Source organism: Pseudomonas sp. S150 (assembly GCF_004526365.1).
In the GTDB taxonomy this organism is placed as follows: Bacteria; Pseudomonadota; Gammaproteobacteria; order Pseudomonadales; family Pseudomonadaceae; genus Aquipseudomonas; species Aquipseudomonas putida_A.
In genome coordinates this window covers 236,765-259,565 of record NZ_CP038207.1, presented here as the reverse complement: position 1 = coordinate 259,565, position 22,801 = coordinate 236,765, and the positions used below count along the sequence as shown (strand labels likewise).

Sequence of the window (22,801 nt, the reverse complement as noted above, 5' to 3'; positions counted from 1 at the left end):
ACCTAGCGCGGCCGTGGAAACTTGAGCTTGCCCTGTCGGGTATCGACCTTTGGCAATGGCGTTCTGTGCGTCCTCGTTGTTTCGTGCGTATAGGTGTCGCGTTCTGGGGTGGGGAAATGCACAGGGTAATTGGCGATCCGCGTTTCAATCTCATCCGCTGCCTTCATATAGCACTCTGTCCACGTGGCCTGGGTTATGGGCACGATCTCAACATTCAGCGAGCGCAACAAAGACGTCACCGGCGTTTCACTCGGTGTCGCGCCGGCGAACAGATGATAAAAAAACACTTTGCCCGTCTGATGCAGCCGGCGTCTCTTGTGCAGTAGCAACCACCACAGGTCGATCTCGGTAAAATCCATGCCCAGGCCGACGATGTGAATGTGATCCCGAAGAAAGTAATCCACCCACGAGTAAATCGTCCGGTTGGTCGTGAAGTCCAGTAACCCGCTTTTTACGGGGGATGACACCCTGTGAGGCTCTTGTTTGACCTCAATCCCGTCGGTCACATAGTTACGGATTTTTTGCAGTGCGCCGGCGTAGTGATCGAATCCAAGTACCATTGAGCTTGGCCGGGCCACGTCGCCATGAACATGCCAGACATCGATTCCTGCGGCGGTGTGCCGACGGAAAAGGCTATATCTGGATTCGGGAGCCAGACAGGTGGAGTGATAGAAGGGGCCGGCAAGTGCCTCTTCTATCGTGAAGTCATAATTGGTGGTCATGATGACGTTGAATAGGCGGCATATGCGGTCATGTGCCGGTATCGGGGCGATTTGCTCAAGCAGCCCGGCGAATGCAACCTTGACCCGGTGTTCTGAGCTGGCAAAGCGTCCTTGCGCTCGAGCGCAGAGTTCCTCAATGAACATCGACAGCGGCTTTTCTTTTAGGAGCAGGGTCAGATCCTGCGCATTGAACTGGTTCGCCAGTTCACAAAGGATCTGGGTCCAGTCCTTTTGCAGTGCCGCGCGATTGATGCCGTTCCCGAGCAGTAAACAATGCATGATTTCCATCATCCCAAGGAGGTGTCCGGTTCATTCCTTTGCGTGAGCCGCCCAGCAGTCTGATCAGTTCAATCATACCCAGGCATCAAGCGCCCAGGTGCGCGTTCAGGGAGAGAATGCTCATGATTACAGGATCCTGCCGCTGCGAACATGTCACGTTTGAAATCACAAACCCACCCGTCATGACCACTGCGTGTCACTACGTAGGCTGTCAAAAAATGTCGTCCAGTGTTTTTTCCCTGACGGCTCTTTTCCCAGCGACAAGCTTCGCCATTACCCAAGGTGAGCCTGTCATTGGAGGTCTGCGCGGCCCGACCCGCCACTATTTTTGCCCACGCTGTCTGACGTGGTTATTCCCGGCCGGAAGGGGGTGAGGCATTGTGGGGGGGCGCAGCAGTCTGCTGGAAAATCCACAGCTGTATCCGCTGTTTATGGAAACCTGGACAGCTGAGAAATTGCTATGGGCCAACACTGCTGCTGCGTTCAGCTATGAGGCCTTTCCGGAGCCCTCGGAATTCCCACAGCTTATGGAGCGGTTCCAGGCAGTGGATAAGCGCACTTAAGCTTGCACGTCGCACGCCGTGTTGATCATTGAGGAACAGGCATACTCAGCAAGGTCGAAACCGTTAGGTGCTTGGCGCAGGCTCCTCTTGCCGCTGCCCGGCGCCACACGGAACACTCCGAGCTGGTTATCCAACGAACCACCCGTTCATGGTGTTTCGCCGGCGTGCGTACGCGGAATACGGCTTCGGAATAAGGTGCTTGGCCACTCACGACAACGGCTTTGTGTTCCAGGCATCGGGTGCCGACCCTAGGCAGCAGGATGTCGCCAACGGTTGCCTGCTGAAAGTCTGGCGATGGAGCAGTCTTGAACGACACCTCCATCCCGGTTCTTGGAAAATCCGAGGTGTGAAAGTGTGCGATGCCCAGCTGGGAGAACTGAGCGCGTGTCCGGCTGCCCCGAACAATCGACACATCCATGTCTTTCAATGTCTGGCCTTGGCTGGATTTGCGCAATGCCGCATCAATCTCGGCAAACTCATGGTGGCTCAGATCCATGCTTGCCAATGCTTGGGCGGGGCTTACATGGCGCAGCGCGGTGACTTCGAACTGGTCGTTCAGGCGACCTAGCGAAACATGGCGGGCTCGGCTCTTCCCGTACCGAACGATCAAGGCGTATGCCTGGACCTCTGCATAGGTACCAAACGCGGTTTGTGGCAGTTCATAGCACTCAATTTCGCAGGCCTTCTCCAGCAACATTTTGCGAAATTCCAGGCTCTGTGTGCCGCATGGGATGTCGGCACCGACGATGAAAGCTGCCGAGCCGGTGGCCTTGAGTCGGGAAAGAGACTCTAGAACGAAATACAGGTCGATCGGCGCCCAGTTGCCATGGATCTCCAGATCCGGGCATAGCGTTTGAAGGCGTTGAGCGGCTAGTGCAGAAAAGCCGTGAATGCCATACGGCGGATTGCCAATGACGTAGTCGAATTCCGTCTTTGCCAAGGTGTGCGCCAGTTTGTCCACGGCCAGCACATCCTGCTGCACGAAACTGAATCCGGGAAGTGCGGGGCTCAAGGCGATCATCGCAGGCTCAACTTCAATGCCGAGATAGCTCTTCGGCGCGGCGCCAGTGCAGACGGCCTCGGCCAGACGTCCCGAGCCCGAACCCAACTCAAGCCAATTTCCGCCTTGCGCGCCCATCAGGTACACCACTGCGTTCGCCAAAGGTGGCGGTGTCATGACCTGACCTAAGCGGGCACGTGTATTGAACACTACTCGGTAACGCTTGCCCGCATCGTTCTTCTTCATCTCTCGTCCACCTCCCAGTGAGTGAGAGCTTGTTGGGATTCCGCATAATTGCTATCGTACCTACCTATGCCAAGAATCGCAACGAAACCATCAGTCGAGCTTCTCGCTGCGCGCAGTGAGCTACGGCGCCATATTTCCGGACTCGGGATCTCCGTGAACGAGTATTCTCGCCGCTCTGGTGTACCTCAATATACCCTGTCGAAATTTCTCAACGGTCATATTAAAACCATCACTCCAGCAATTGAAGACGCTTTGATTTATGCCAATATTGGCATAATCAGAGATATCGTTGAGCTCACGGAAAATCCTGCCATTCGACGGGCGCTCGGACATGCATGGGATGGAACGGAACAAGGCGCTCAAGCACTCGCCTTGATGATCGATGCGATGGCTCCAGTCATTCGCTCGGCCCAGATTGGGCCGATGCCCTGACTTTCGTAAGTCGATCTACGGTCGCGCAGGTCCGTAACATTCCTGGGTAGGGAAATTAGCGAGATTATGCTCGGAAGATAAACTGGCAAATTTCAGTACATATCGCGGTAACCCCAATCGTCGCGGCTCATCAGGCGAGCACAACGCCCAGATGGAAAAACGGGTAAAAGAGCGATCCGTCGGAAGGATGGCGGAAAATATTATGAGGATGCCTGAACGGTTTCAGACTCCGGAAATTACCATTGGCCAGGCGGATTCTCGTGCAGATTCTGGATATCTCGACCAACGCCTCGGCCTCATTGTTGATCTCGATCAGAAGTCCTGAAATTTCCTCTTCTCCGTACACTGCGCCTCTTCGGACTTTCTTGCGTTGAAGCTCAAACAGGTAGAACGAGCGGCTTGTAATCGTTATGCGCGCAACCAATATTCCTCGCCGGTGATTGGCATTGTCCTTGTAGCCCAGCCAAGTCCGGTTCTTGTCGGAAGGTGCCTCAGATAGTGAAAAGGCCGCGAGTGCCAACAATCTGAATTCGTTGCTCTGCACAAAGCCTTCGCGCTCTGAAAGCCAAGCCACGCTTGAAAAGTACTTTTTGTGATTTAGGCGTTGAAGCGTATCCCATACCGCTTGCAGTGCCCCTCCATTCCCCAGGACCCGCTTTGCGGTCGCAGTGAGTTTGCCAACACCTTTGTCGTAGCCCTGTGGATCGCCGGTGGAGAATACCCTGGTCGTGCCCGGTGGAACGGGGACGGCGTTTTTCGGAAACAGCGACCGCTCCTCAAGTGTCACAGTAAAGGGACATTTTGGCGCCAGAATCTGGAAATTCGGATCTGGTTTGGACCATTGCGCGGATCCCTGATCTGGCTCCTGACGGTCAGTGATAACAAAGGGATCCTGGGGTTTTAGTGTTTCAATCTTGACTCTGATCGTGTCGAGAAGGGCCTGATCCTTTTCGGGATCATCTTTGGAGTATGTAACCCGGCTTATCTCGTAGGGATGATCCTGCGGCTGGCTCATGCCTGTGATTTCGTAGCAAAGGAAGGTATTTCGGCTGTTGATCCAGCGACCGCGAACCTTCAGTCTGGCGGGGCCTTGGAACCACGGCCTAACCCGCAGGCTCGTTTCTCTCATGTGTTTGCCATGCGCATTGTCCAGCTCTGAATAAAGCAGCTTGGCGACATTTTGGGTGTAGTCGCTGTACAACGCATGTGCCAAAAACAGCGCATCGTCGTCAGGAACTTTAGGGTGGGGCTTTACCAGCCAAGTGTGAGGATCCTTCTCGACGTCGGCATAGAGAAGTTCCTGCACCTTCGGCCAAGGATAGGTAGTCAATATTCTGGCCATGTCCGACGTGCTGCCATAACACCGGTACAGAAACTCGATACAAGGGATTAGCAGGTTTTTTTCATCCGGTAGGGGGAAGCTGAGAAACTCGGTCAGCGCGTTGTCCGTCGGCTGGCTTCTAAGCGGATAATCGGTTTTGAAATAGGGGACGGGCTGATGATTGCCTTGGATAGTAACGTAAGACCAGGCACCCTCAGTGAAGTCCACCGAAAACACCTTGTCTTTACCGAGGTCGGTTTCGGCTATGCATTTTCCCCCTTTCCAAATGGTCCCCAGGCGAAAGCTTCCCAAGCGGCTTACGCCTATCAATGCTGGAGTCAGGCCGGCGGGCACGTCGTTGCGGTCTAAGAACCTGAAAATGACTTCCACGTACGGAATGCTTTCAGCTTCGAAGTTTTTTTTGATGCGTTCGTAAGACCAAACCACCACCGTCCCGTTGCGGATGTGCTTGATAGCTTCGCTGTCATCGGTAGTGCAGAGACTGTCGCGGGGCGGGACTCGCTTAATTCGATGAAACAATTCGCAACTCCGAATACGCAGGAGCATCTAGCTCGTCGCTGATAATTGGCTGACTAAGCTGGACTCCAGGCGTGATACGCATATCGTCCTGATCTTTTTGATGCTCCGCCAGAGGGGTCGTACGTTACCTGTAAAACCGTGTCTGCACCAAGTGACCTATCGATGACACTATCTGATCATTTCTTCGCGTGATGGCGAGCGGAATCAGAGTGACAATCCTTCCATAGCTTGTGTAAGAAGCTCCTCCACCTGGTGCGACCCGACGGTTGTAGAGAGCATTTCTATGGGAGTCTTGTCTGAAAACCGGGACTTCGGTTTGGACAGCCAGCGCATGGCCTTTTCAGTATCTCCAAAAAAGAGCTCGGCTAACGCAATGGCATGTGCCAAGCGAAAAAGGCGGTCACTTTCGCTGCTGCTCAGTCGTGCGCCGCTGGCCAGTTCCGCATTGATAGTCTGGGCAGAAACGATTGTTTCTAGGGAACCAAGGCTGACCAGTCCCAGTTCTCGCAATGGCGTAATGGCACTTACCTCAAGGCCTGCCTCGATCATGTTGTGAATGTGCTGCACGGTGGCATCCTCGGAAATCCCGAGCAACGCCGTCATGCGGCTTCGATACGTGGCGTCGGCTTGTGCGCGTCTCAGGTTGGGCACTCTGAGAGACTCATGCGCCACGTCGCGGATTGGCGTCAGGGTGATAGTGTCGCCGGCGACGGTGATCTCCAGATCGTCTCCAATCGCCAATCCCATTTCCTCAAGAAGCGCAGCAGGCAAATCGACGATCACGTCGCGACTGCCATCGTTGGTAGGTTGGGCCAAAGCGGTCCAGCGTTTGCCTTCCTTCATCGTCATCCACCCGACACGTCGTTAGCAAAAGGGATGTCCAATGCTCGCGCGTGCTGCAACGCTTGTCATGGAATAAAAGAGAGTTGGCCCGGTGACAGACCTGAAATTGCGATAAATGGTCCGTTCGGCGATGGATAAGTTTTGGAGCGGCCCTGTCTTGGAGCCGTAAGAGCATTACAACGGCGGCAGAGGCCAGCGCGAGTGTGGCCGGTTCAGTTCAGGCTCAAGAGGTCACTCAGCGTAATACTCTGACGTGTGCCCATACCAAGCAGGACATAAAGCGTGTTTTTTGTGAAAAAAAGCCCTTCGCCTTCGTATTTCAGTTGAAACGTGCTGCGCACCCAGTCGCCTGAATGAAAGCGCCCGCGACTGTCGAACACGACGTTGTGTGCGTAGACCAGCGCCGGTACCAAACCACAGGAACGCAAAGCGTCATATCCCTCGCCGCAGGGCTCCAGTTCGAGCAGGACCCAGTCTCGCACCAGGCAAAACGATTGCTGGCCAAAATTGGTTTGGACAAAGCTGGCTGCGTCTTCAGCTGACAAGTCACAACCCTTGACGATCTCTCCTTGGCCGTTCAAAAGCTGCTGTAATCGTGCGAAATCCATTACGCAATGCCCTCTGGATAATGGCTTTTCAATATGCGGCAGCTGCCTCCGAAAGGCTGCTCGCTGCATGGATACTACACCGCTAGGCTCGCTATGCAGCAGGGCAAGTAATAACTTGTCTCACCTTGCTCTTAACCGTCGAAACCGCCTCGGATGGGGTTAATCTGAACTTTAATGAAGAAAAGGATTGATTAATGTTTAAAGAAATTATGGATGCGCTTGGAAAAATAGGATCTCGGTCGCTAACTATAGTGTTAATTGCAATTGCGATCTCAACTTTCGCGGACAATGGAGGCCCTATTGCCGACCCTTTTTCGAAGATCAGTCTTGTGCTGCCATTTCTGGTGTTTTTTTCATCGCTGCTGCTCGTCTGTTGGGTTGATTTGATTCATCGTTTGAATAGCCGCTTGGCTGATCATGATCAGGCAAGCTGGGGGCCGCTGCTTGGAGGTTCACTTTTGGCGTTTTGCTTGACCGTGACTTTTTGGTATGTGTCCCACATGCCTGACCCGCTGAGCCTTAAGCTTTTTGGCATGCCCAACTTCATTCGCCTTTTTGCGCTTTATCTCTTCGCTATCGAAACCATCAATATTGGTCGGTCCTTCCGTCAGAGGGAGAGAACCGCATAGCTGGGATGACGCGGGTAATGAAGTTCGCGCGACCGTTCTACAATCAGCCTTCGAGTCGATAGGGGGCATCAACGAAACGAGGCTCGGAACGTGTTCAGCGGCTTGTCCCACTGAACAAAGTTCCCGACTGCTTGGCTCAGCAACTTGCTCGGCGTTGATGTGCACCACGTAAGCGCCAGCCAGCAAGGCCATCATGGAGATTTCGGCCGCCGGGAAAACAACGCCCGAAGTGCCTATCGAAAGCAGGAGACCACAATTTCTGGCCGCCAGAATCGCTCGTTTCCACGCAGCTGCTGGTTCCCCGAACCACACAACGCCCGGTCGTAGTTTTCCGTTTGCACTGCGGACAACGCGGCGACTCGATCCTCAAGCCTTCAACGTAACATGCGAGAGGTGACGGTGGTCACCCAAAACATTGATGATCTACATCAGCGGGCTGAATCCTCCGAAGTGATTCATCTACACACCAGCCTTGCACAACCCAAATGCTTTGCATGCCATCGTGCCCCCCCCTGCTTCATCCTTCGGCAACTGGTTAGCCAATTGCACAATGGCGTGATGTGATCATCTTTTCACTTATCAAATCTGACCTTCAGTACCACAACGGCGTTCGCGGCCAACCGTGCACCTTTCCCATAAGATGAAACGCGATAAGCGTGCCGAAGGCAGCAAGAGGCGATTTACCAGGTGTAAGTGAGTGCGGGTGGGTTTCACTGACCCATATCTGGCTGAGAACCCCGGTTTGACAGGGCGTACTCAAAAATCAGTCGTGAGCTCAAACAGCGTCCCAGTTGCGTCTATTTCCGTTTAGTTGCATTTATTTCCAAATGTCACAGCTGCCACCGACCAGCGCCGGCCCCGATGCAGAATGGTGCGGTTGACGGAATGGTCGCTGCGGCCAATGGGTCAGTGGCACGCCGCTGGCGACCGATTGAATCGCCGCCACTTCCAGCGCCTCGCATTCGGAGAGTGGCGGCAGCAGCCCCGGCAAGCGACTTGCCAACAAGGTCTTGCCGGTCCCCGGCGGCCCGCTGAACAACAGGTTGTGTGCGCCCGCCGCCGCAATCAGCAGCGCCCGTTTCGCGGCCATCTGTCCTTGCACCTCATTGAGGTCGGGATAAGGTTTCGCCGCATGGATCAGCCCGTCCGAGACATAAGGCTCGACCGGCGTATGCCCGTTGAAATGCGCCACTGCCTCCAGCAGATGATCCACCGCAAACACCTTCAAACCCGAAGCAAGGCACGCTTCCTCGGCATTCGCCCGCGGCACCACCAGTGCCCGCCCGGCCTTGCGCGCCGCCAGTGCCGCCGGCAACACCCCGCGTACCGGCCGCACAGCACCGGACAACGCCAGTTCACCAAGGCATTCCACCTCATCCAGCGTCAGACACGGCACCTGCACACTCGCCGACAGAATCCCCAGGGCAATCGCCAGATCAAAGCGCCCGCCGTCCTTGGGCAAGTCCGCCGGCGCGAGATTCAAGGTGATCCGCCGCGCCGGAAACTGCAGCCCGGAATTGATGATCGCGCTGCGCACGCGATCCTTGCTCTCCTTTACCGCCGCCTCGGGCAGGCCGACCATGGTCAGCGACGGCAGACCGTTGGCCAGATGGACTTCGACGGTGACAGCGGGAGCATCCACGCCAACCTGGGCGCGGCTGTGGACGATGGAGAGGGACATGGTCGTTCCTTGAGCTGAATCGGGGACCGCTTCCTGCGGGTTTTTGAAGGGTAGTTGGGGAAGGGCGATCAGGCGGGGGCGAACTTTCACTGGATGTTGCGGGAAAGCGGTCAACCAATTTCGAGGCGAAAAAAAACCGCCTTGAGGAGACGGTTTTCAGTTTGCAGGCTTCGGTGAGGCCAAGGCCTGCGTATCCTTTGCGGACACACTCACGTGCGATCAGGTTATGCATGTTTGCTCATTGGCGCAAGTATCAGATGGGCTTGAAAGGGGGGGCAACGGTCCCGTTGATAGCGCCTCCTAACAACTTGATACAAGTTGTTTAAATCGCTTTCTAAGGGCGGTCATAAAGTCCGCAATGACGATGCCCACTCATGGGGTATTCGCGAAGTGTGGCCGGGAGCGCAAAGACTTCATGTTCCTCGACACGGTGTGAGACTCGTGCCGGTGCTTTTTTTGAGGGACTCACACCCGGCCGCCTTGGCGGACACACTCACGTGTAGTCCCGAAGGTGTTCGTACGCCGGAAAGTGCATCGGAGGTTTGGCCCCACGCAAGGAGGGCCAAAGTATGTCTAAGTTTCTTAAACATATGTGGCGCCTCGTCAGAATCGCGTTATGGGCTTTTCGCCTGTACGAGTTTCTGCGAGACCGTTGGAATAATTCATTGTAGAGGATTGATCTGACGGAAACCGCTCCTGCCTCGGCAGGAGCGGTTTAATTTCTTTCGCAAACTTCAAGGCATTTTTGCTCAGGGTCTGCAGACTTACTCGGCCGGCGGCGTCAGCTTGGCTTCCATCTCGGCGACTTTGGCCTCAAGGCTTTCGAGGCGAGCGCGGGTACGCGCCAACACAACCATCTGACTATCAAACTCTTCACGGCTCACCAAATCGAGTTTGCTGAACGCACTCTGCAGCAGCATCTTGAACTGGCTTTCGATTTCGGCTTTCGGCAGCGGAGTGTCGCCGCTGAACAGGCGGGAGGCGGTACCGCTCAGGGCGTCGAGGAAGTCTTTGGGCGCGAGCATGGAATGTGTCCTGTAAACAGTGGCGGGCAGTGTATCACGCAGTGTCTATAGTCATTGACGCAGGCACGGATGCACGCTTTTCGCGCAAGCGGACGGACGGCAGCGCACCGTTGTTGTGCGTAACCGTCGGGGCTTTTTTGCGCGGGCGCCTGTGGCAGCGGCCAAGGGCTTGAAATCAGAGGAATTTGGCGAGATGGCAAGCTTTCTGCTTAGTCGGTAGTGACCCATGCACTGATGCAGTCGCTGTGACGAATGCAGTGCGGCAGGCGGGACGGGGAGTTTCGCCGGCAGCGGTTAGCTGGCGTCAGTCGGGCAGGTAAGGCCGACGATGCGTTACAAAGCCAGGCACTGCGCTTAGACTTGAGTCGGGTTTGTTTTCCTGGGGCAAGTCCACCAATTCGGGAGAGAGTTTCATGAAGCTAGTCACTGCCATCATCAAGCCGTTCAAGTTGGACGACGTGCGCGAGTCGCTGTCCGAAATCGGCGTGCAGGGCATTACCGTTACTGAAGTCAAAGGCTTCGGCCGGCAGAAGGGTCACACCGAGCTGTATCGCGGCGCGGAGTATGTGGTCGATTTTCTGCCCAAGGTGAAAATCGACGTTGCTATCGACGACAAGGATCTGGATCGGGTTATCGAGGCGATAACCAAGGCTGCCAACACCGGCAAGATCGGTGACGGCAAGATCTTCGTGGTCAATCTGGAACAGGCGATCCGCATCCGTACCGGCGAAACCGATACCGACGCGATCTAAACGCCGCCACAAACCCAACGCCCCAGGAGAAAACAATATGACTCTGCGTAAATTCGCAGGGCTAGGCGCCCTGTTGTCCATCGTAATGCCCGGCCTGGCTATGGCGGCAGATCCGGTGGCGCCTCCAGTCCTCAATTCCGGCGACACCGCCTGGATGCTGACCTCCACAGCCCTCGTGCTGTTCATGACCATTCCGGGCCTCGCGCTGTTCTACGGCGGCATGGTGCGGTCGAAAAACATTCTTTCGGTGATGATGCAGTGCTTCGCCATTACCGGCCTGGTCACCATCCTGTGGTTCCTTTATGGCTACAGCATGGCGTTCGACACCACCGGGATGGAAGCCAACGTCGTCAACCTGAACTCCTTCGTCGGCAGCTTTGCCAAGGCCTTCCTCGCGGGCGTCACGCCTGCCAGCATTACCGGCCCGGCAGCGCTGTTCCCTGAAGCAGTGTTCGTCACTTATCAAATGACCTTCGCCATCATCACCCCGGCGCTGATCGTCGGTGCCTTCGCCGAGCGCATGAAGTTCTCCGCGATGCTGGTGTTCATGGGCGTCTGGTTCACGCTGGTCTATGCGCCGATCGCGCACATGGTCTGGAGCGGTCCGGGTTCGCTGCTGGGCGACTGGGGCGTGCTCGATTTCGCGGGCGGCACCGTGGTCCACATCAACGCCGGTATCGCCGGTCTGGTGGCGTGCCTGGTGCTGGGCAAGCGCAAAGGCTTCCCGACCACCCCGATGGCACCGCACAACCTTGGTTACACCCTGATGGGCGCGGCCATGCTGTGGGTCGGCTGGTTCGGCTTCAACGCCGGTTCCGCCGCGGCCGCCAACGGCACTGCCGGCATGGCGATGCTGGTGACTCAGATCGCGACCGCTGCCGCTGCACTGGGCTGGATGTTCGCCGAGTGGATCACCCACGGCAAACCTAGCGCACTGGGCATTGCCTCGGGTGTGGTTGCAGGTCTGGTGGCAATCACGCCGGCAGCCGGTACCGTGGGCCCGATGGGCTCGCTGATCATCGGTCTGGCGGCCGGTGTGGTGTGCTTCTTCTGCGCGACCACGTTGAAACGCAAACTCGGTTACGACGACTCCCTGGATGCCTTCGGCGTGCACGGTATCGGCGGTATCCTCGGCGCGATCCTCACCGGCGTGTTCGCCGCGCCGGCGCTGGGTGGCTTCGGCACCGTGACCGACATCGCTTCGCAAGTGTGGATTCAGTGCAAAGGTGTCGGCTTCACGGTGATCTACACCGCGATCGTCACCTTCATCATCCTCAAGGTACTGGACGTGGTCATGGGCCTGCGTGCCACCGAGGAAGAAGAGGCAGTGGGTCTGGACCTGGCACAACACAACGAACGCGGCTACAACCTGTAAGTACGCGCATCGAAAAAACTTGCCCGGCTTGCCGGGCATTTTTTTGTCTGGAATTTGTCATTCAGGTAGTGGCTGAAAGGATTTTTCGTACGGCTTTGGTCGTGTTTACGACAAGCGTTTTTCTGCGGCCAATGGCTTACATCATTGCAGGAATATTAGGGCCTTTGTTTTTTCCCAGAGCGCGCTAGAATGCGCCCCGAACGTGCGGAGAACTGTATGTGGCAACAGACTCTGATAACCCTGCGGGCACGGCCCCGGGGCTTTCATCTGGTAACGGACGAGTTACTCGCCGGCCTGCCTGAACTCAAGGCGTGCCGGGTCGGTCTGTTGCATTTGTGGCTGCAGCATACCTCGGCGTCGTTGACCATCAACGAGAACGCCGATCCGGCGGTCCGTCGCGACTTCGAACGATTTTTCAATCGTCTGATCCCACAAGGAACAGACGGCTATGAGCATAACGACGAAGGCCTGGACGACCTCCCGGCGCACTTCAAGGCCAGCGTACTTGGCTGTCAGATCAGTCTGCCGGTTTCGGCAGGGCGACTGGCTCTGGGGACCTGGCAAGGTGTTTATCTGGGCGAGCACCGTGATCATGGCGGTGCCCGTAAAGTCCTCGCCACCCTGCACGGTGAAGGGGCGTAAACCGTTGGTCACCAGCGGTTACCGATTTTTTTCCGGCGACTTTCGACAGTCGCCAAAGCTGGTCTATAACTAATCTGCTTTTCGCAAGTCATGAGGTAGAACATGAGCGACGATGATCTGGAAAACGACGACCTCGAAGTAGGCGACGAAGACGAGGCCGAGGAAGGCCTGGAAGCAGCGGCGGAAGACGTTGCTGACGACGATGGCGGTGACGATACGCCGGCCCCGGCTGCCAAAGGCAAAGCCAAGGCTGCGGTGTCGATCGACGAGTTGCCGAGCATCGAAGCCAAGAACAAGGAGCGCGACGCCCTGGCCAAGGCCATGGAAGAATTCCTTGCGCGCGGCGGCAAGGTGCAGGAAGTGGAGGCCAACGTGGTCGCCGATCCGCCCAAGAAGCCGGATAACAAGTACGGCAGCCGCCCTATCTGAGGCGTGCTACCTGCTTGCTGAAAAAGCCCGCCGTCGCTGCGGGCTTTTTCATGCCTGGAATTCCGGACGCGCCACTATCCCCTGTAGGAGTGAGCCTTGTGGTGAGGGGATTTATCCCCGATGGGTCGCGAAGCGGCCCCTAATGCAGCACCCCCACCGTCCTGAGACACCGCGCAAGATGACTTCACGGCTGCTGCGCAACCGATCGGGGATAAATCCCCTCACCACAAGAAAGCGGTATTGCGTCAGGCGGAGAGGGCATTCCAGCGGGCGAGCACTGCCGGCAAATCGGTCAGGCTACGGATCTCGGCATCCGGCAGCCGCTCGGCTTCCCAGACTTTGCCAGCCGGGTTGAACCAGATCGCGCGCATCCCCGCCTGCTGTGCCCCGGCGATGTCATCGCCCGGATGATCGCCAATGTGCACGGCCGCTTCCGCACTCACACCACCGCGTTGCAACGCCTCGTGAAACAGCCGCACATCCGGCTTGGCGATGCCGATGTCTTCCGCGCACAAGGCAAACTTGAAGTAATCCGCCAGGCCCAGCCGACGCACGTCGGCGTTGCCGTTGGTGACCACGCCGAGTGCGTAATGGTTGGCAAGGATTTCCAGGGTCGGTTCGACCTCCGGGAACACCTCGATCTGATGCCGCGCATGCAGGAATACTTCAAAGCTTTTGTCGACTAGATCCGCAGCTTCGCCGTGGGCGTACCCGGCTTCCTCCAGTGCGTGGAACAGCACCCGCCGACGTAACGCACTGATGCGGTGCTTGAGACCCGGTTCGCTGGCCAGTACCCGCTCACGAATCCCCCACAAATGCTCCACCGGCACCGCGCCCAGATTCGGCGCGTGTTCGCTCAGCCACTGGCGCAATACCGCTTCGGCGCTGACGATCACCGGGGCGGTGTCCCACAGAGTGTCGTCGAGGTCGAAGGTGATCAACTGGATGTTCATGAATCGTCGCCTTTGCTGCGTTTGGCCCGTGGGTGGGCGCTGTCATAGACCGCCGCCAGGTGCTGGAAGTCCAGGTGGGTGTAGATCTGCGTGGTCTTGATGTCCGAGTGGCCGAGCAGTTCCTGCACCGCGCGCAGGTCCTGCGAGGATTCCAGCAAGTGGCTGGCAAAGGAATGCCGCAGCATGTGCGGGTGCAGGTTCTGCCCCAGTTCGCGCTCGCCGGCCAGTTTTACTCGCACCTGAATCGCCCGTGGGCCGAGGCGCCGACCTTGTTGGCTGACGAATACGGCGTCGTCGGCCGGGTTGGTCATGGCTCGCAGCGGCAGCCATTGCTCCAGTGCTTCGCGCGCCTTTTTGCCGACCGGCAGCAGGCGGGTCTTGCTGCCCTTGCCGAGCACCTGAACCATGCCGTCGGCCAGATCCAGCTGATCGAGATTGAGCCCGGTCAGCTCGGACAGGCGCAGGCCCGAGGAATAGAACAATTCGAGAATCGCCTGATCGCGACGGGCGAGAAAGTCGTCCTCGACCGCACCTTCAAGCAGTTGCAATGCGCGGTCAGTGTCGAGGGTTTTCGGCAAGCGCCGTTCGCCTTTTGGCGGCGCCAGACCGGTCGCCGGGTCGTGGTCGCACAGACCTTCGCGATTCAGATAGTGATAGAGCCCGCGCACCGCCGAGAGCAATCGGGCGAGACTGCGTGACGACTGCCCCTGCGCATGCAGGCGGGCGATCAGGCTGCGCAGGCGCTGAATATCCAGCGCCGCCCAACTGCCGATGTTCTGCTTGAGGCACCAGCCGAGGACTTTATCGAGGTCGCGGCGATAGGCCGACAGGGTGTGCGGCGACACCTGTCGCTCACTGCGCAGGTGTTCGCAGTAAGCGTCCAGTTGTCGTTCCATGCTCAGCGTACCGAGCGCAGGGAACTGTTGACCCGTGGCAGCACGCGGCCCATGACTTCGGCGATGTAGCTGAGGAACAGCGTGCCGACCGAGCTCTTGTAGTGCTGCGGATCACGGCTGGCGATCGCCAGAATGCCGTGGATGCCTTGATGGCTGACCGCGACTACCGCGGTGGAGCCGATCTGCTTGCGCTGTTCTTCGCCGAACAGGAAGTCCAGCTCATGTTCTCGCAGAGTGCCGCTGACGCTCTTGCCTTCGGTGAGCAGACCGCCGATCGCGGTTTGCGCGTCGGCATGAGTCACCCAGCGGCCAACCGGTGCCGGGTTGTCGCCGAGCAGGATCAGGCTGACAAAGGGCACCTGAAAGTCCTGGCGCAGGCTGTCTTCGACGCTGATCACCACGTCTTCCAGACTGGCCGCGTCCATCAGCGACAGGATCAGGCGGCGGGTCTTGTCGAACAGCCGGTCATTGTCGCGGGCGACGTCCATCAACTGCGAGAGGCGGTGGCGCATCTCGATGTTGCGGTCGCGCAGGATGCTCATCTGGCGTTCGACCAGCGAAACGGTGTCACCGCGCTGGTGGGGAATGCGCATGGCAGGCAGCAGTTCTTCGTGCTCGACGAAGAAGTCCGGATGAGCCTCCAGGTATGCGGCAACCGCTGCCGCCTCCAGGCTCTCGGACGCTGATTCGTCGGACTGTCGGGCGGGTACCTGAGGCTTATCGGTCATGGCTTCTGCTCACTCAAAGACGCACTTGTCCTTCGTATACACGCACTGCCGGGCCGGTCATCAGCACCGGGTGGCCAGGGCCTGCCCATTCAATGGACAGACGCCCGCCGGGCAGGTCGATCAACAGCGGCGAATCCATCCACCCCTGGCTGATGGCCGCAACTGCAGCGGCACAAGCGCCGGTGCCGCAGGCCTGGGTTTCCCCGGCCCCGCGTTCCCAGACGCGCAACTGCGCGCGGTTGCGGTCGATGACCTGGATGAAACCGACGTTGACCCGCGCCGGGAAGCGCGGATGGTGTTCGATTTTCGGCCCCAGTTCATGCACCGGTGCATTGTTGATGTCCTGTACGCGCAGCACCGCATGGGGGTTGCCCATTGACACAGCGGCCAGTTCGACCGTGGTGCCGTCGACTTCCAGCTGATAGCTGCTGGCCTGCGCCGGTGCGTCGAACGGAATATCCGCCGGCACCAGACGCGGCGCGCCCATGTTCACCCCGATCTGGCCGTCGTTACGCACGTCCAGCTCGATGATGCCGCCCTTGGTCTCGACGCGAATCTGCCGTTTGGCGGTCAGGCGCTTGTCCAGAACGAAGCGCGCGAAGCAGCGTGCACCGTTGCCGCACTGTTCCACTTCCGAGCCATCGGAGTTGAAGATCCGGTAACGGAAATCCACGTCCGGATTGCTCGGCGCTTCGACGATCAGCAATTGGTCGAAACCGATACCGGTGTGCCGGTCGCCCCATTGCTTGGCGTGCTTGGGCTGAATATGCGCGTGCTGGCTGACCAGGTCGAGAACCATGAAGTCATTGCCCAGGCCGTGCATTTTGGTAAAACGCAGCAGCATGGGTTACTCCGGCAGCAGGCTTTCGCCGGCAAACAGCTCGGCCACGGTTTCGCGGCGGCGCACTTCAAAAACTTGATCACCGTCTACCAACACTTCAGCGGCACGGCCACGGGTGTTGTAGTTGGAACTCATCACGAAGCCGTAGGCACCGGCCGAATGCACGGCCAGCAGGTCGCCTTCTTCCAGCGCGAGCTCACGATCCTTGGCGAGGAAATCGCCGGTTTCGCAGATCGGGCCGACGATGTCGTATTTGCGCGCAGCGGAGTCACGCGGTTTGATCGCAGTGACGTCCATCCAGGCCTGATACAGCGCCGGACGGATCAGGTCGTTCATCGCCGCGTCGACGATGGCGAAATCCTTGTGTTCGGTGTGCTTGAGGTACTCGACCTGGGTCAGCAGCACGCCGGCGTTGGCGACGATGAAGCGGCCCGGTTCGAACACCAGCGCCAGGTCACGACCGTTCAGACGCTCGCGCACGGCCTTGATGTAGTCGCCTGCCAGCGGCGGCTCTTCATCGCGATAACGCACGCCCAGGCCACCACCGAGATCGATGTGGCGCAGGTGGATGCCGCAATCGCCGAGGCGGTCGACCAGGTCCAGCAGACGGTCGAGGGCATCGAGGAACGGCGGCAGGGTGGTCAGTTGCGAGCCGATGTGGCAGTCGACACCGATCACTTCCAGGTTCGGCAGGTGCGCGGCACGCACGTACACGTCTTCGGCGTCGGCAATGGCGATGCCGAACTTGTTCTCTTTGAGACCGGTGGAAATGTACGGGTGGGTGCCGGCGTCGACGTCCGGGTTCACGCGCAGCGAGACCGGTGCGCGAACACCCAGCTCGGCAGCCACGACTTGCAGGCGCTCGAGTTCGTCAGTGGATTCGACGTTGAAGCAGTGCACGCCGACTTCCAGCGCGCGACGCATGTCGTCACGGGTCTTGCCGACGCCGGAGAACACGATTTTGTCGGCGCTGCCGCCAGCGGCGAGTACACGTTCCAGCTCGCCACGGGAAACGATGTCGAAACCGGCGCCGAGACGGGCCAGGACATTCAGAACCCCGAGGTTGGAGTTGGCCTTGACGGCGTAGCAGACCAGGTGCGGCATGCCGGCCAGCGCGTCGGCGTAGGCCAGATACTGGGCTTCGATGTGCGCACGCGAGTAGACGTAGGTGGGCGTGCCGAAGCGGTCGGCGATGGCGGACAGCGCCACACCTTCCGCGAACAGCTCCCCGCCACGGTAGTTAAAAGCGTCCATGGCGATCCCTTATTGGTAAACGTCGTGCTTGTGTGCTTTGGACGGCTGCTTCTGCGAAGACTGGGCTTGCTCGGCCGGGTCCTGATCGTCATCCGGCAGGTACAGCGGGCCTTTTTGACCACAGGCCGAAACGAGGCAGGCAACCGCGACGAGCGCAGCAAGGGAAGAGATCAGGCGCTTCATGGCGAAATCCTTGAAAATGCGTTAATTGCGCCGGAGTATACCGGCCACCCGGCAGCTTGCCTATGCGAGGGGGTTCCCGTCCGGCGGGGCTGTCTGAATACGCATAAACCCCTGTGGGAGCGGGCTTGCCCGCGAAGGCGTCGGTCCAGTCGAGAAAAATGCTGGATGTGCCGGCCCCTTCGCGAGCAAGCCCGCTCCCGCAAGTGTTGTGTTGGATGTGCCGGCAGGTGCTTGGTCGTTAATCTTTGCAATCGGCCGGCAGCGTCCGTATCTTGCGGCGCTTGAGCCTGATCAGACATTTTTTGAGGTTGCCACAATGAGTTTGTCCGAAGCGCGTTTCCACGATCTGGTCGATGAAACCCAGGAAAAACTGGAGGACATCTTTGACGAAAGCGACCTGGATATCGACCTGGAAAGCTCGGCCGGTGTACTGACTGTGAAGTTTGAAAACGGCACGCAGCTGATTTTCAGTCGTCAGGAGCCGTTGCGCCAGCTGTGGTTGGCGGCGGTCTCCGGCGGTTTCCACTTCGACTACGACGAAGAGAGCGAGCGCTGGATGTGCGACAAGAGCGAAGAGCAACTGGGCGAGATGCTCGAGCGCATCGTCAAGCAGCAAGCCGGCGTCGAATTTGACTTCGAAGGTCTGTGATTTCGTGACTGACACCGCACCTGTTCGTCCGCCAAAGCCGCTTTACAGCAACATCAGCCCGGCCGTGCCTTCGCCGTGCAGCGGCGTGTGCCGGCTGGATGAACAGAAGGTTTGTCTCGGCTGCTTCCGCCATGTCGAGGATATTCGCGAATGGCGCTCGGCAGACGATCAGCGCCGTCGGATCATCTGCCAGCAGGCTGCCGCACGAAAAGCCCTGACTTGACTCGACCTTGTGGTGAGGGGATTTATCCCCGATAGACTGCGCAGCAGTCTCAGAAGCTTGGGGCCGCTGCGCGACCCATCGGGGATAAATCCCCTCGCCACAGGGGTTCTTGCCAGATCAAAAGTGGGTGGCTTGTATATTTTTTGAGCTGTGATAGTGTCCGAACACGCCTCAACCCATCGAGGCATGGTGAAAACCCCGTCTTTTTTGGCGGGGTTTTGCTTTTTTTGTGTGCAGAAGAAAGGAGTCTGCCCGGATCATGACCGCACCTTCCATCACTCTTACCCGTCTGGACGTGCAACGTCTGGAGCGCTTGATCGACAACCTGAATGAGAAAGACCAGGCTGCGCCGGGCGTGATCGCGCTGCAAACCGAACTGGACCGCGCCGATACGCTGGTCGGCCACGATGAAGTGCCCGCCGATGTCGTGACGATGAATTCCCGCGTGCACTGCCGCGAAGAAGGCAGCGGCAAGGACTATCACCTGACGCTGGTCTACCCCAAGGATGCCAACGCCGACGAAGGCAAGATCTCGATCCTCGCGCCGGTCGGCAGCGCGCTGCTGGGCCTGAAGGTCGGTCAGCACATCGACTGGCCGGCTCCGGGTGGCAAGACCCTGAAACTGACGTTGCTGGAAGTTGAATCGCAGCCTGCCAACGGCGGTGAATTCCGCGAGTGATCCCGCCTCAGACCTGTTCGAGCGCCTCGTTCAGGGCGCGCTCCAGGTCGGCCTTGTAGCGCAGATACAAATTGCTTGAACTCTGACCATCACCGAGCAGGCCCGAGAGGTCCAGGTCGGTGATGTAGCAGCGATAGCGCTCGGTCTCGCGGCGCTGCTCGACGATCTCCCGGGCGACCACATGGAACAGCTGGTCGCCATATTCCAGCTCGCTGAATTCCCGTTGATTGCAATATAAGGTGACCTGCACCTCTCCCGGTGCGGCTTTGCCGACGATCGCCTGCACGTCGTAGAACGGTTTGTTGACCGGTGTCTGCGGCGCCGGTCGTGGTTCGACCCGGCGCGCCCGCCCGGGGCCGGAAGGCAATAGCTGGTAATACAAGGTGTCGAGGCCGACCGCCGGGCTGCCATCCATCGGCAACAGCGCTTCGCGTCGGTACTGGATCGATTGCAGGAAGCGCTGCAGCGGTACCAGCAGGCTCTGTTCATCGTGATACGGCAGATGCTGTTGCCACAGCGCGTTGAACTCATCCAGCACGTACAGCTCGGCCTGTTGTTCGCTGATCCGGTAGAACACCTGAATCGATTCCGGCTGACCCATCGGCAGGATCAACGCGAGGTCGTGATCCTCCAGCGCCATCGGGTCCAGGTGCAGCGGGCTGTAGCGCGGCTGTTCTTCGCCCAGATAATCGAGCAGCGCCGGCAATGTCGCGAGGGCTGCGTGATTGACCTGGCCCGGCACCAGCTCCAGCACGTGATAGTGCTGTTGCACCTGAATCAGGTAGCGGTGATTGAGCTCGCTGAGCAGCAGGGTCTGCGCGGTGTCGATGACTTCTTCGACGCGCCGGGCAATGAACTGCGCGCGGTTGTGGCAGAAGCAGCGCACTTTCAATGACGGCTGCTGCGGGCCGCGCGGCAGATTGTTGAGGTAGTCGCGCAGGCAATCGAGCAGCGCGTGGGGGCCGTCGAAACGGTTGACCAGCACTTCATTCCAGCTGTTGAGCGTGACCTGATCGAGGGTCAGCACAAGGTTTTCGCGCACCCCGGCGTAACTCAGCGAGTCAGTACGCTCGGTGGTCATCAGGATGTTCAGGTCGCGGTGGTGCTTGAGCGGATCGACACCGACGTTGACCAGCATCAGCACTTCGCTCGGCACCGCAGCGCGCAGCAGTCGTTCTTCGGCAACGGTCGGCAGGGGCAGGGCGATGCACTGCTGCAGGCTGCCGAGCAGGTTGAACAACTCGAACTCGCTCATGTCGCTGGTACCGGGGTGCAGCGCCAGTCGGGTGCTGCTATCGATCACACCGTTGCGATGGCACCAGGTCAGCAGTTCGAGCAGTTCGCGGCTGCGCTTGATCGGCGCGAAGTGCTCCCATTCCAGGGCATTCAGGCTGCCGTTGTACAAGCCCCACTGGGTTTGCCCAGGCTCTTTTTTATTCGGCGATTGCACCAGCGTCAGGGTGTCTTCGGCCAGATCCGGGGCGATGCCGGGATTGATGAATTCGACCTTGTCGGCCTTGCGCTCGAACGCGGCGTACAGGCGACGACCGAGCACGTTCAGGTCGCGCTTGTTGATCAGGCTGACGGTCTGTTCGCTGCGGGCGAACTGGGTCAGGAAGCGGTAGCTGTAATTCAGCTCATTGACCAGCGCGCGGCGTTCGGCGCTGACCTGGCGGACTTTCCACTGGCTGCGGCTGTCGAGCAAGGCCAGCTGGCGCTGATCCCAATGCCATTCGTGCGCCAGGCGTTCCAGCAACGAGCGCTGCCAGCTCTGGGTGCGGCTGTTGCCGGTGAGCTTGCGGTTGACCTTGAGGTACAGCGCGCGCCGCACCAGCTCCAGACGCTCCGGCTCGTTGCGGGCGCTGAGGTATTCCTCGATGCGTCGGTACACCACCATGTACGGATCCAGCTCATCCAGATCCAGCTGATTGGCGAACACGGCCTGCTTGTAGCGCAGGCTCAGGCACTGCACTTGCGGGTGTTCGCTGGCGTAGACCTCGGTCAGCAACAGCTTGAGCACCGACTTGTAGGGCGATTCGATGCCCTTGAACAATTGCCACAGGCCGGCACCGATGAACTCGCCCGGCGGAATTGTCGCCAGATGCCCGAGATCAAGCGTCTCGTCGGCGCGAATGAAACGCTTGGACAGCAGAGTGTGGGTGTACAGGTCGTAAGCGCTTTCTTCGTAGACCGGCACCAGCCACCAGATCGGTGTGCGCCCGGCCAGCCAGATCGCGGTGCGATAAAACTCGTCCAGCAACAGATAGTGCTGCGTGCTGCCGCAGTTTTCGGAGCTGAGCTGGGTGTCGCGTTCGCCTTTGACGAAGCGTACCGGGTCGATCAGAAAGAAGTGCGCCTCGGCGCCTTGGGTCGCGGCCCAGGCTTCGAGGAGCTGGCATTTTTTGCGCAGCTCGGCGAGTTCGTTTTCGCTCAGGTCCGGTGCGTGGCAAACCCACACGTCCATGTCGCTCTGATCGGCCTGGGCCAGGGTGCCGAGGCTGCCCATCAGAAACAGTCCGTGAATCGGCCGAGGCGGGTTGCTGCCATGGCGCGGCTTGTAGGAGAACGAGCGGGTCAGGCGCTGCGCTTCGGTGAGGGCGCTGGCGTCCGGTTCATAGTTGGACAGCCCGGCGGGGGTGCTGCCGGAAACATAGCCCGGCAACAGCGGGTGATTGACGTGGAAGAACAGCGGCAGCAGGGTCAGCACGCCTTGCTGGCGGCTCGACAGGCCTTCAAGTGCCCGGCCGAGCCGGCCTTCATTGAGTTTGAGAAAACGCGCGCGCAGCTGGCTGAGCACCTTGCGGTCGATGCCTTCGTCCAGGTCGGGGCGGATTTCATGGGTGCGCGTCATGTCAGCTCAAACCGGCTCGCAGGCTCGGACGAAGAGGGTCTCGGAATGGGAGGCAGTTTAGCCTTTGCGCAGCGGGACTTTTAAGCTGAATTTGTTTTTTGACGTCAGATTTTTAGCGGTGAGCGATCAAGCGGGCCCGCGGAAATCCCGTGGCAGGAGTTCCCGTGGGCGAAGACGGGAAAAATCAGGCGGTTTCCTGTTCTCTCAGAATGGTCAGCACGGTTTGCACATTTTGCGCGGCATCACGACCCAGGCTGGTCAGATACCCGCCATCGGGCTTGTCGGTGAGGTCTTTCTCGAAGAGGCGTTTGGCGGCGGCGATATGTTTCGGGGCAGCGGTCTGATGAATTTTCAAACCTTCCTGGGAACTGTCCAGGGGAAAGAGTGCGAGGACTTCCAGTTCGGCAACCAGCTCAGGGGTAAGCGACATAAGGACTCCAGACTTTCTAGGAATTGG

24 protein-coding genes and 2 pseudogenes are annotated in these 22,801 nt (G+C 58.7%); 11 read left to right on the top strand and 15 right to left on the bottom strand.

Annotation, left to right across the window (positions count from 1 at the left end; translation table 11 throughout):
- Positions 1-2: 2 nt before the first annotated feature.
- Entirely contained in the window at positions 3-1,013 is a 1,011-nt protein-coding gene (locus E3Z29_RS01290; RefSeq protein ID WP_256662056.1) for an SIR2 family protein, read from the bottom strand.
- Between the two features lie 104 nt (positions 1,014-1,117).
- Between E3Z29_RS01290 and E3Z29_RS29775 the strand changes: the two genes are divergently transcribed.
- Positions 1,118-1,375, top strand: a complete 258-nt coding sequence (locus E3Z29_RS29775; RefSeq protein WP_305955830.1) for a GFA family protein — start codon at positions 1,118-1,120, stop codon at positions 1,373-1,375.
- 214 nt (positions 1,376-1,589) lie between these two features.
- Here E3Z29_RS29775 and E3Z29_RS01280 read toward each other — a convergent pair whose 3' ends face one another.
- On the bottom strand, positions 1,590-2,810 hold the full coding sequence (locus E3Z29_RS01280) for an Eco57I restriction-modification methylase domain-containing protein (RefSeq protein ID WP_134784954.1): 1,221 nt from the start codon (positions 2,808-2,810) through the stop codon (positions 1,590-1,592).
- A 153-nt stretch (positions 2,811-2,963) separates the two neighbouring features.
- Between E3Z29_RS01280 and E3Z29_RS01275 the strand changes: the two genes are divergently transcribed.
- Positions 2,964-3,242 carry a hypothetical protein gene (locus tag E3Z29_RS01275; protein WP_134784953.1) on the top strand — a complete coding sequence of 93 codons (279 nt, stop codon included), beginning with the start codon at positions 2,964-2,966 and terminating at the stop codon, positions 3,240-3,242.
- 130 nt (positions 3,243-3,372) lie between these two features.
- On the opposite strand, the gene E3Z29_RS01270 is transcribed toward E3Z29_RS01275, so the two are convergent.
- The 3 genes from E3Z29_RS01270 to E3Z29_RS01260 all read right to left on the bottom strand — a co-directional run bounded on the left by E3Z29_RS01270 (position 3,373) and on the right by E3Z29_RS01260 (position 6,554).
- The gene (locus tag E3Z29_RS01270; protein WP_256662055.1) at positions 3,373-5,130 is read right to left on the bottom strand and encodes a hypothetical protein; all 1,758 of its coding nucleotides are present in this window, start codon (positions 5,128-5,130) and stop codon (positions 3,373-3,375) included.
- A 177-nt stretch (positions 5,131-5,307) separates the two neighbouring features.
- The gene (locus E3Z29_RS01265) at positions 5,308-5,946 is read right to left on the bottom strand and encodes an antitoxin Xre/MbcA/ParS toxin-binding domain-containing protein (RefSeq protein WP_167734069.1); all 639 of its coding nucleotides are present in this window, start codon (positions 5,944-5,946) and stop codon (positions 5,308-5,310) included.
- A gap of 212 nt (positions 5,947-6,158) precedes the next feature.
- Positions 6,159-6,554 carry a hypothetical protein gene (locus tag E3Z29_RS01260; protein ID WP_134787531.1) on the bottom strand — a complete coding sequence of 132 codons (396 nt, stop codon included), beginning with the start codon at positions 6,552-6,554 and terminating at the stop codon, positions 6,159-6,161.
- A gap of 194 nt (positions 6,555-6,748) precedes the next feature.
- Here E3Z29_RS01260 and E3Z29_RS29535 point away from each other — a divergent pair, with 194 nt between their 5' ends.
- On the top strand, positions 6,749-7,183 hold the full coding sequence (locus E3Z29_RS29535; protein ID WP_256662054.1) for a hypothetical protein: 435 nt from the start codon (positions 6,749-6,751) through the stop codon (positions 7,181-7,183).
- Between the two features lie 390 nt (positions 7,184-7,573).
- Positions 7,574-7,687: pseudogene (locus tag E3Z29_RS29530) on the top strand (Sir2 family NAD-dependent protein deacetylase); the annotation flags it as partial.
- Between the two features lie 334 nt (positions 7,688-8,021).
- Here E3Z29_RS29530 and E3Z29_RS01245 read toward each other — a convergent pair.
- Positions 8,022-8,864, bottom strand: a pseudogene (locus E3Z29_RS01245) (YifB family Mg chelatase-like AAA ATPase); the annotation flags it as partial.
- Between the two features lie 764 nt (positions 8,865-9,628).
- The gene (locus E3Z29_RS01240; protein WP_007920416.1) at positions 9,629-9,889 is read right to left on the bottom strand and encodes an accessory factor UbiK family protein; all 261 of its coding nucleotides are present in this window, start codon (positions 9,887-9,889) and stop codon (positions 9,629-9,631) included.
- A gap of 413 nt (positions 9,890-10,302) precedes the next feature.
- Between E3Z29_RS01240 and glnK the strand changes: the two genes are divergently transcribed.
- From glnK to sutA, 4 genes are all read left to right on the top strand, one after another.
- The gene (gene glnK, locus E3Z29_RS01235; protein WP_002555808.1) at positions 10,303-10,641 is read left to right on the top strand and encodes a P-II family nitrogen regulator; all 339 of its coding nucleotides are present in this window, start codon (positions 10,303-10,305) and stop codon (positions 10,639-10,641) included.
- 37 nt (positions 10,642-10,678) lie between these two features.
- On the top strand, positions 10,679-12,016 hold the full coding sequence (locus E3Z29_RS01230; protein ID WP_134784949.1) for an ammonium transporter: 1,338 nt from the start codon (positions 10,679-10,681) through the stop codon (positions 12,014-12,016).
- A 216-nt stretch (positions 12,017-12,232) separates the two neighbouring features.
- Complete coding sequence (locus tag E3Z29_RS01225; protein WP_003229414.1) at positions 12,233-12,658, top strand: secondary thiamine-phosphate synthase enzyme YjbQ; 426 nt, start codon at positions 12,233-12,235, stop codon at positions 12,656-12,658.
- A 102-nt stretch (positions 12,659-12,760) separates the two neighbouring features.
- A complete protein-coding gene (sutA, locus tag E3Z29_RS01220) occupies positions 12,761-13,087 on the top strand; it encodes a transcriptional regulator SutA (RefSeq protein ID WP_003229413.1) in 327 nt (108 codons plus the stop codon).
- Positions 13,088-13,332: 245 nt separating this feature from the next.
- On the opposite strand, the gene E3Z29_RS01215 is transcribed toward sutA, so the two are convergent.
- From E3Z29_RS01215 to E3Z29_RS01190, 6 genes are read right to left on the bottom strand one after another with little or no spacing between them, the layout of a single operon-like run.
- The gene (locus tag E3Z29_RS01215; RefSeq protein ID WP_134784948.1) at positions 13,333-14,040 is read right to left on the bottom strand and encodes an HAD family hydrolase; all 708 of its coding nucleotides are present in this window, start codon (positions 14,038-14,040) and stop codon (positions 13,333-13,335) included.
- The gene (gene xerC, locus E3Z29_RS01210) at positions 14,037-14,936 is read right to left on the bottom strand and encodes a tyrosine recombinase XerC (protein ID WP_003229409.1); all 900 of its coding nucleotides are present in this window, start codon (positions 14,934-14,936) and stop codon (positions 14,037-14,039) included. Before xerC ends, E3Z29_RS01215 begins: the two co-directional genes overlap by 4 nt.
- Positions 14,937-14,938: 2 nt before the next feature.
- Complete coding sequence (locus tag E3Z29_RS01205; protein WP_097089519.1) at positions 14,939-15,664, bottom strand: DUF484 family protein; 726 nt, start codon at positions 15,662-15,664, stop codon at positions 14,939-14,941.
- A 13-nt stretch (positions 15,665-15,677) separates the two neighbouring features.
- Positions 15,678-16,508 carry a diaminopimelate epimerase gene (dapF, locus tag E3Z29_RS01200; protein WP_027610441.1) on the bottom strand — a complete coding sequence of 277 codons (831 nt, stop codon included), beginning with the start codon at positions 16,506-16,508 and terminating at the stop codon, positions 15,678-15,680.
- 3 nt (positions 16,509-16,511) lie between these two features.
- Positions 16,512-17,759, bottom strand: coding sequence for a diaminopimelate decarboxylase (lysA, locus tag E3Z29_RS01195; RefSeq protein ID WP_098966238.1), 1,248 nt, complete (start codon positions 17,757-17,759; stop codon positions 16,512-16,514).
- A gap of 9 nt (positions 17,760-17,768) precedes the next feature.
- Entirely contained in the window at positions 17,769-17,942 is a 174-nt protein-coding gene (locus E3Z29_RS01190) for a lipoprotein (protein WP_007911098.1), read from the bottom strand.
- Positions 17,943-18,258: 316 nt separating this feature from the next.
- On the opposite strand from E3Z29_RS01190, the gene cyaY reads away from it, so the two are divergent.
- The 3 genes from cyaY to rnk all read left to right on the top strand — a co-directional run bounded on the left by cyaY (position 18,259) and on the right by rnk (position 19,493).
- A complete protein-coding gene (cyaY, locus tag E3Z29_RS01180; RefSeq protein ID WP_003229398.1) occupies positions 18,259-18,591 on the top strand; it encodes an iron donor protein CyaY in 333 nt (110 codons plus the stop codon).
- 4 nt (positions 18,592-18,595) lie between these two features.
- Positions 18,596-18,814 carry a DUF1289 domain-containing protein gene (locus E3Z29_RS01175; RefSeq protein WP_098966236.1) on the top strand — a complete coding sequence of 73 codons (219 nt, stop codon included), beginning with the start codon at positions 18,596-18,598 and terminating at the stop codon, positions 18,812-18,814.
- A gap of 259 nt (positions 18,815-19,073) precedes the next feature.
- Entirely contained in the window at positions 19,074-19,493 is a 420-nt protein-coding gene (rnk, locus tag E3Z29_RS01170; protein WP_003229397.1) for a nucleoside diphosphate kinase regulator, read from the top strand.
- A gap of 7 nt (positions 19,494-19,500) precedes the next feature.
- Here the strand turns inward: rnk and E3Z29_RS01165 are convergent, their stop codons facing one another.
- Together E3Z29_RS01165 and E3Z29_RS01160 are read right to left on the bottom strand one after the other, a co-directional pair.
- Entirely contained in the window at positions 19,501-22,344 is a 2,844-nt protein-coding gene (locus E3Z29_RS01165) for a class I adenylate cyclase (RefSeq protein WP_134784947.1), read from the bottom strand.
- 184 nt (positions 22,345-22,528) lie between these two features.
- Positions 22,529-22,774 (bottom strand): TIGR02647 family protein, encoded by a 246-nt coding sequence (locus E3Z29_RS01160; RefSeq protein ID WP_098966233.1) that lies wholly within the window; start codon positions 22,772-22,774, stop codon positions 22,529-22,531.
- Positions 22,775-22,801: the final 27 nt, after the last annotated feature.

Excerpts from the sequence above, each read along its gene's own strand:
- E3Z29_RS01290 (WP_256662056.1), bottom strand. The coding sequence starts at position 1,013 with ATGATGGAAATCATGCATTGTTTACTGCTCGGGAACGGCATCAATCGC.
- E3Z29_RS29775 (WP_305955830.1), top strand. The coding sequence starts at position 1,118 with ATGCTCATGATTACAGGATCCTGCCGCTGCGAACATGTCACGTTTGAA.
- E3Z29_RS01280 (WP_134784954.1), bottom strand. The coding sequence starts at position 2,810 with ATGAAGAAGAACGATGCGGGCAAGCGTTACCGAGTAGTGTTCAATACA.
- E3Z29_RS01270 (WP_256662055.1), bottom strand. The coding sequence starts at position 5,130 with ATGCTCCTGCGTATTCGGAGTTGCGAATTGTTTCATCGAATTAAGCGA.
- E3Z29_RS01265 (WP_167734069.1), bottom strand. The coding sequence starts at position 5,946 with ATGAAGGAAGGCAAACGCTGGACCGCTTTGGCCCAACCTACCAACGAT.
- E3Z29_RS01260 (WP_134787531.1), bottom strand. The coding sequence starts at position 6,554 with ATGGATTTCGCACGATTACAGCAGCTTTTGAACGGCCAAGGAGAGATC.
- E3Z29_RS29535 (WP_256662054.1), top strand. The coding sequence starts at position 6,749 with ATGTTTAAAGAAATTATGGATGCGCTTGGAAAAATAGGATCTCGGTCG.
- E3Z29_RS01240 (WP_007920416.1), bottom strand. The coding sequence starts at position 9,889 with ATGCTCGCGCCCAAAGACTTCCTCGACGCCCTGAGCGGTACCGCCTCC.
- glnK (WP_002555808.1), top strand. The coding sequence starts at position 10,303 with ATGAAGCTAGTCACTGCCATCATCAAGCCGTTCAAGTTGGACGACGTG.
- E3Z29_RS01230 (WP_134784949.1), top strand. The coding sequence starts at position 10,679 with ATGACTCTGCGTAAATTCGCAGGGCTAGGCGCCCTGTTGTCCATCGTA.
- E3Z29_RS01225 (WP_003229414.1), top strand. The coding sequence starts at position 12,233 with ATGTGGCAACAGACTCTGATAACCCTGCGGGCACGGCCCCGGGGCTTT.
- sutA (WP_003229413.1), top strand. The coding sequence starts at position 12,761 with ATGAGCGACGATGATCTGGAAAACGACGACCTCGAAGTAGGCGACGAA.
- E3Z29_RS01215 (WP_134784948.1), bottom strand. The coding sequence starts at position 14,040 with ATGAACATCCAGTTGATCACCTTCGACCTCGACGACACTCTGTGGGAC.
- xerC (WP_003229409.1), bottom strand. The coding sequence starts at position 14,936 with ATGGAACGACAACTGGACGCTTACTGCGAACACCTGCGCAGTGAGCGA.
- E3Z29_RS01205 (WP_097089519.1), bottom strand. The coding sequence starts at position 15,664 with ATGACCGATAAGCCTCAGGTACCCGCCCGACAGTCCGACGAATCAGCG.
- dapF (WP_027610441.1), bottom strand. The coding sequence starts at position 16,508 with ATGCTGCTGCGTTTTACCAAAATGCACGGCCTGGGCAATGACTTCATG.
- lysA (WP_098966238.1), bottom strand. The coding sequence starts at position 17,759 with ATGGACGCTTTTAACTACCGTGGCGGGGAGCTGTTCGCGGAAGGTGTG.
- E3Z29_RS01190 (WP_007911098.1), bottom strand. The coding sequence starts at position 17,942 with ATGAAGCGCCTGATCTCTTCCCTTGCTGCGCTCGTCGCGGTTGCCTGC.
- cyaY (WP_003229398.1), top strand. The coding sequence starts at position 18,259 with ATGAGTTTGTCCGAAGCGCGTTTCCACGATCTGGTCGATGAAACCCAG.
- rnk (WP_003229397.1), top strand. The coding sequence starts at position 19,074 with ATGACCGCACCTTCCATCACTCTTACCCGTCTGGACGTGCAACGTCTG.
- E3Z29_RS01165 (WP_134784947.1), bottom strand. The coding sequence starts at position 22,344 with ATGACGCGCACCCATGAAATCCGCCCCGACCTGGACGAAGGCATCGAC.
- E3Z29_RS01160 (WP_098966233.1), bottom strand. The coding sequence starts at position 22,774 with ATGTCGCTTACCCCTGAGCTGGTTGCCGAACTGGAAGTCCTCGCACTC.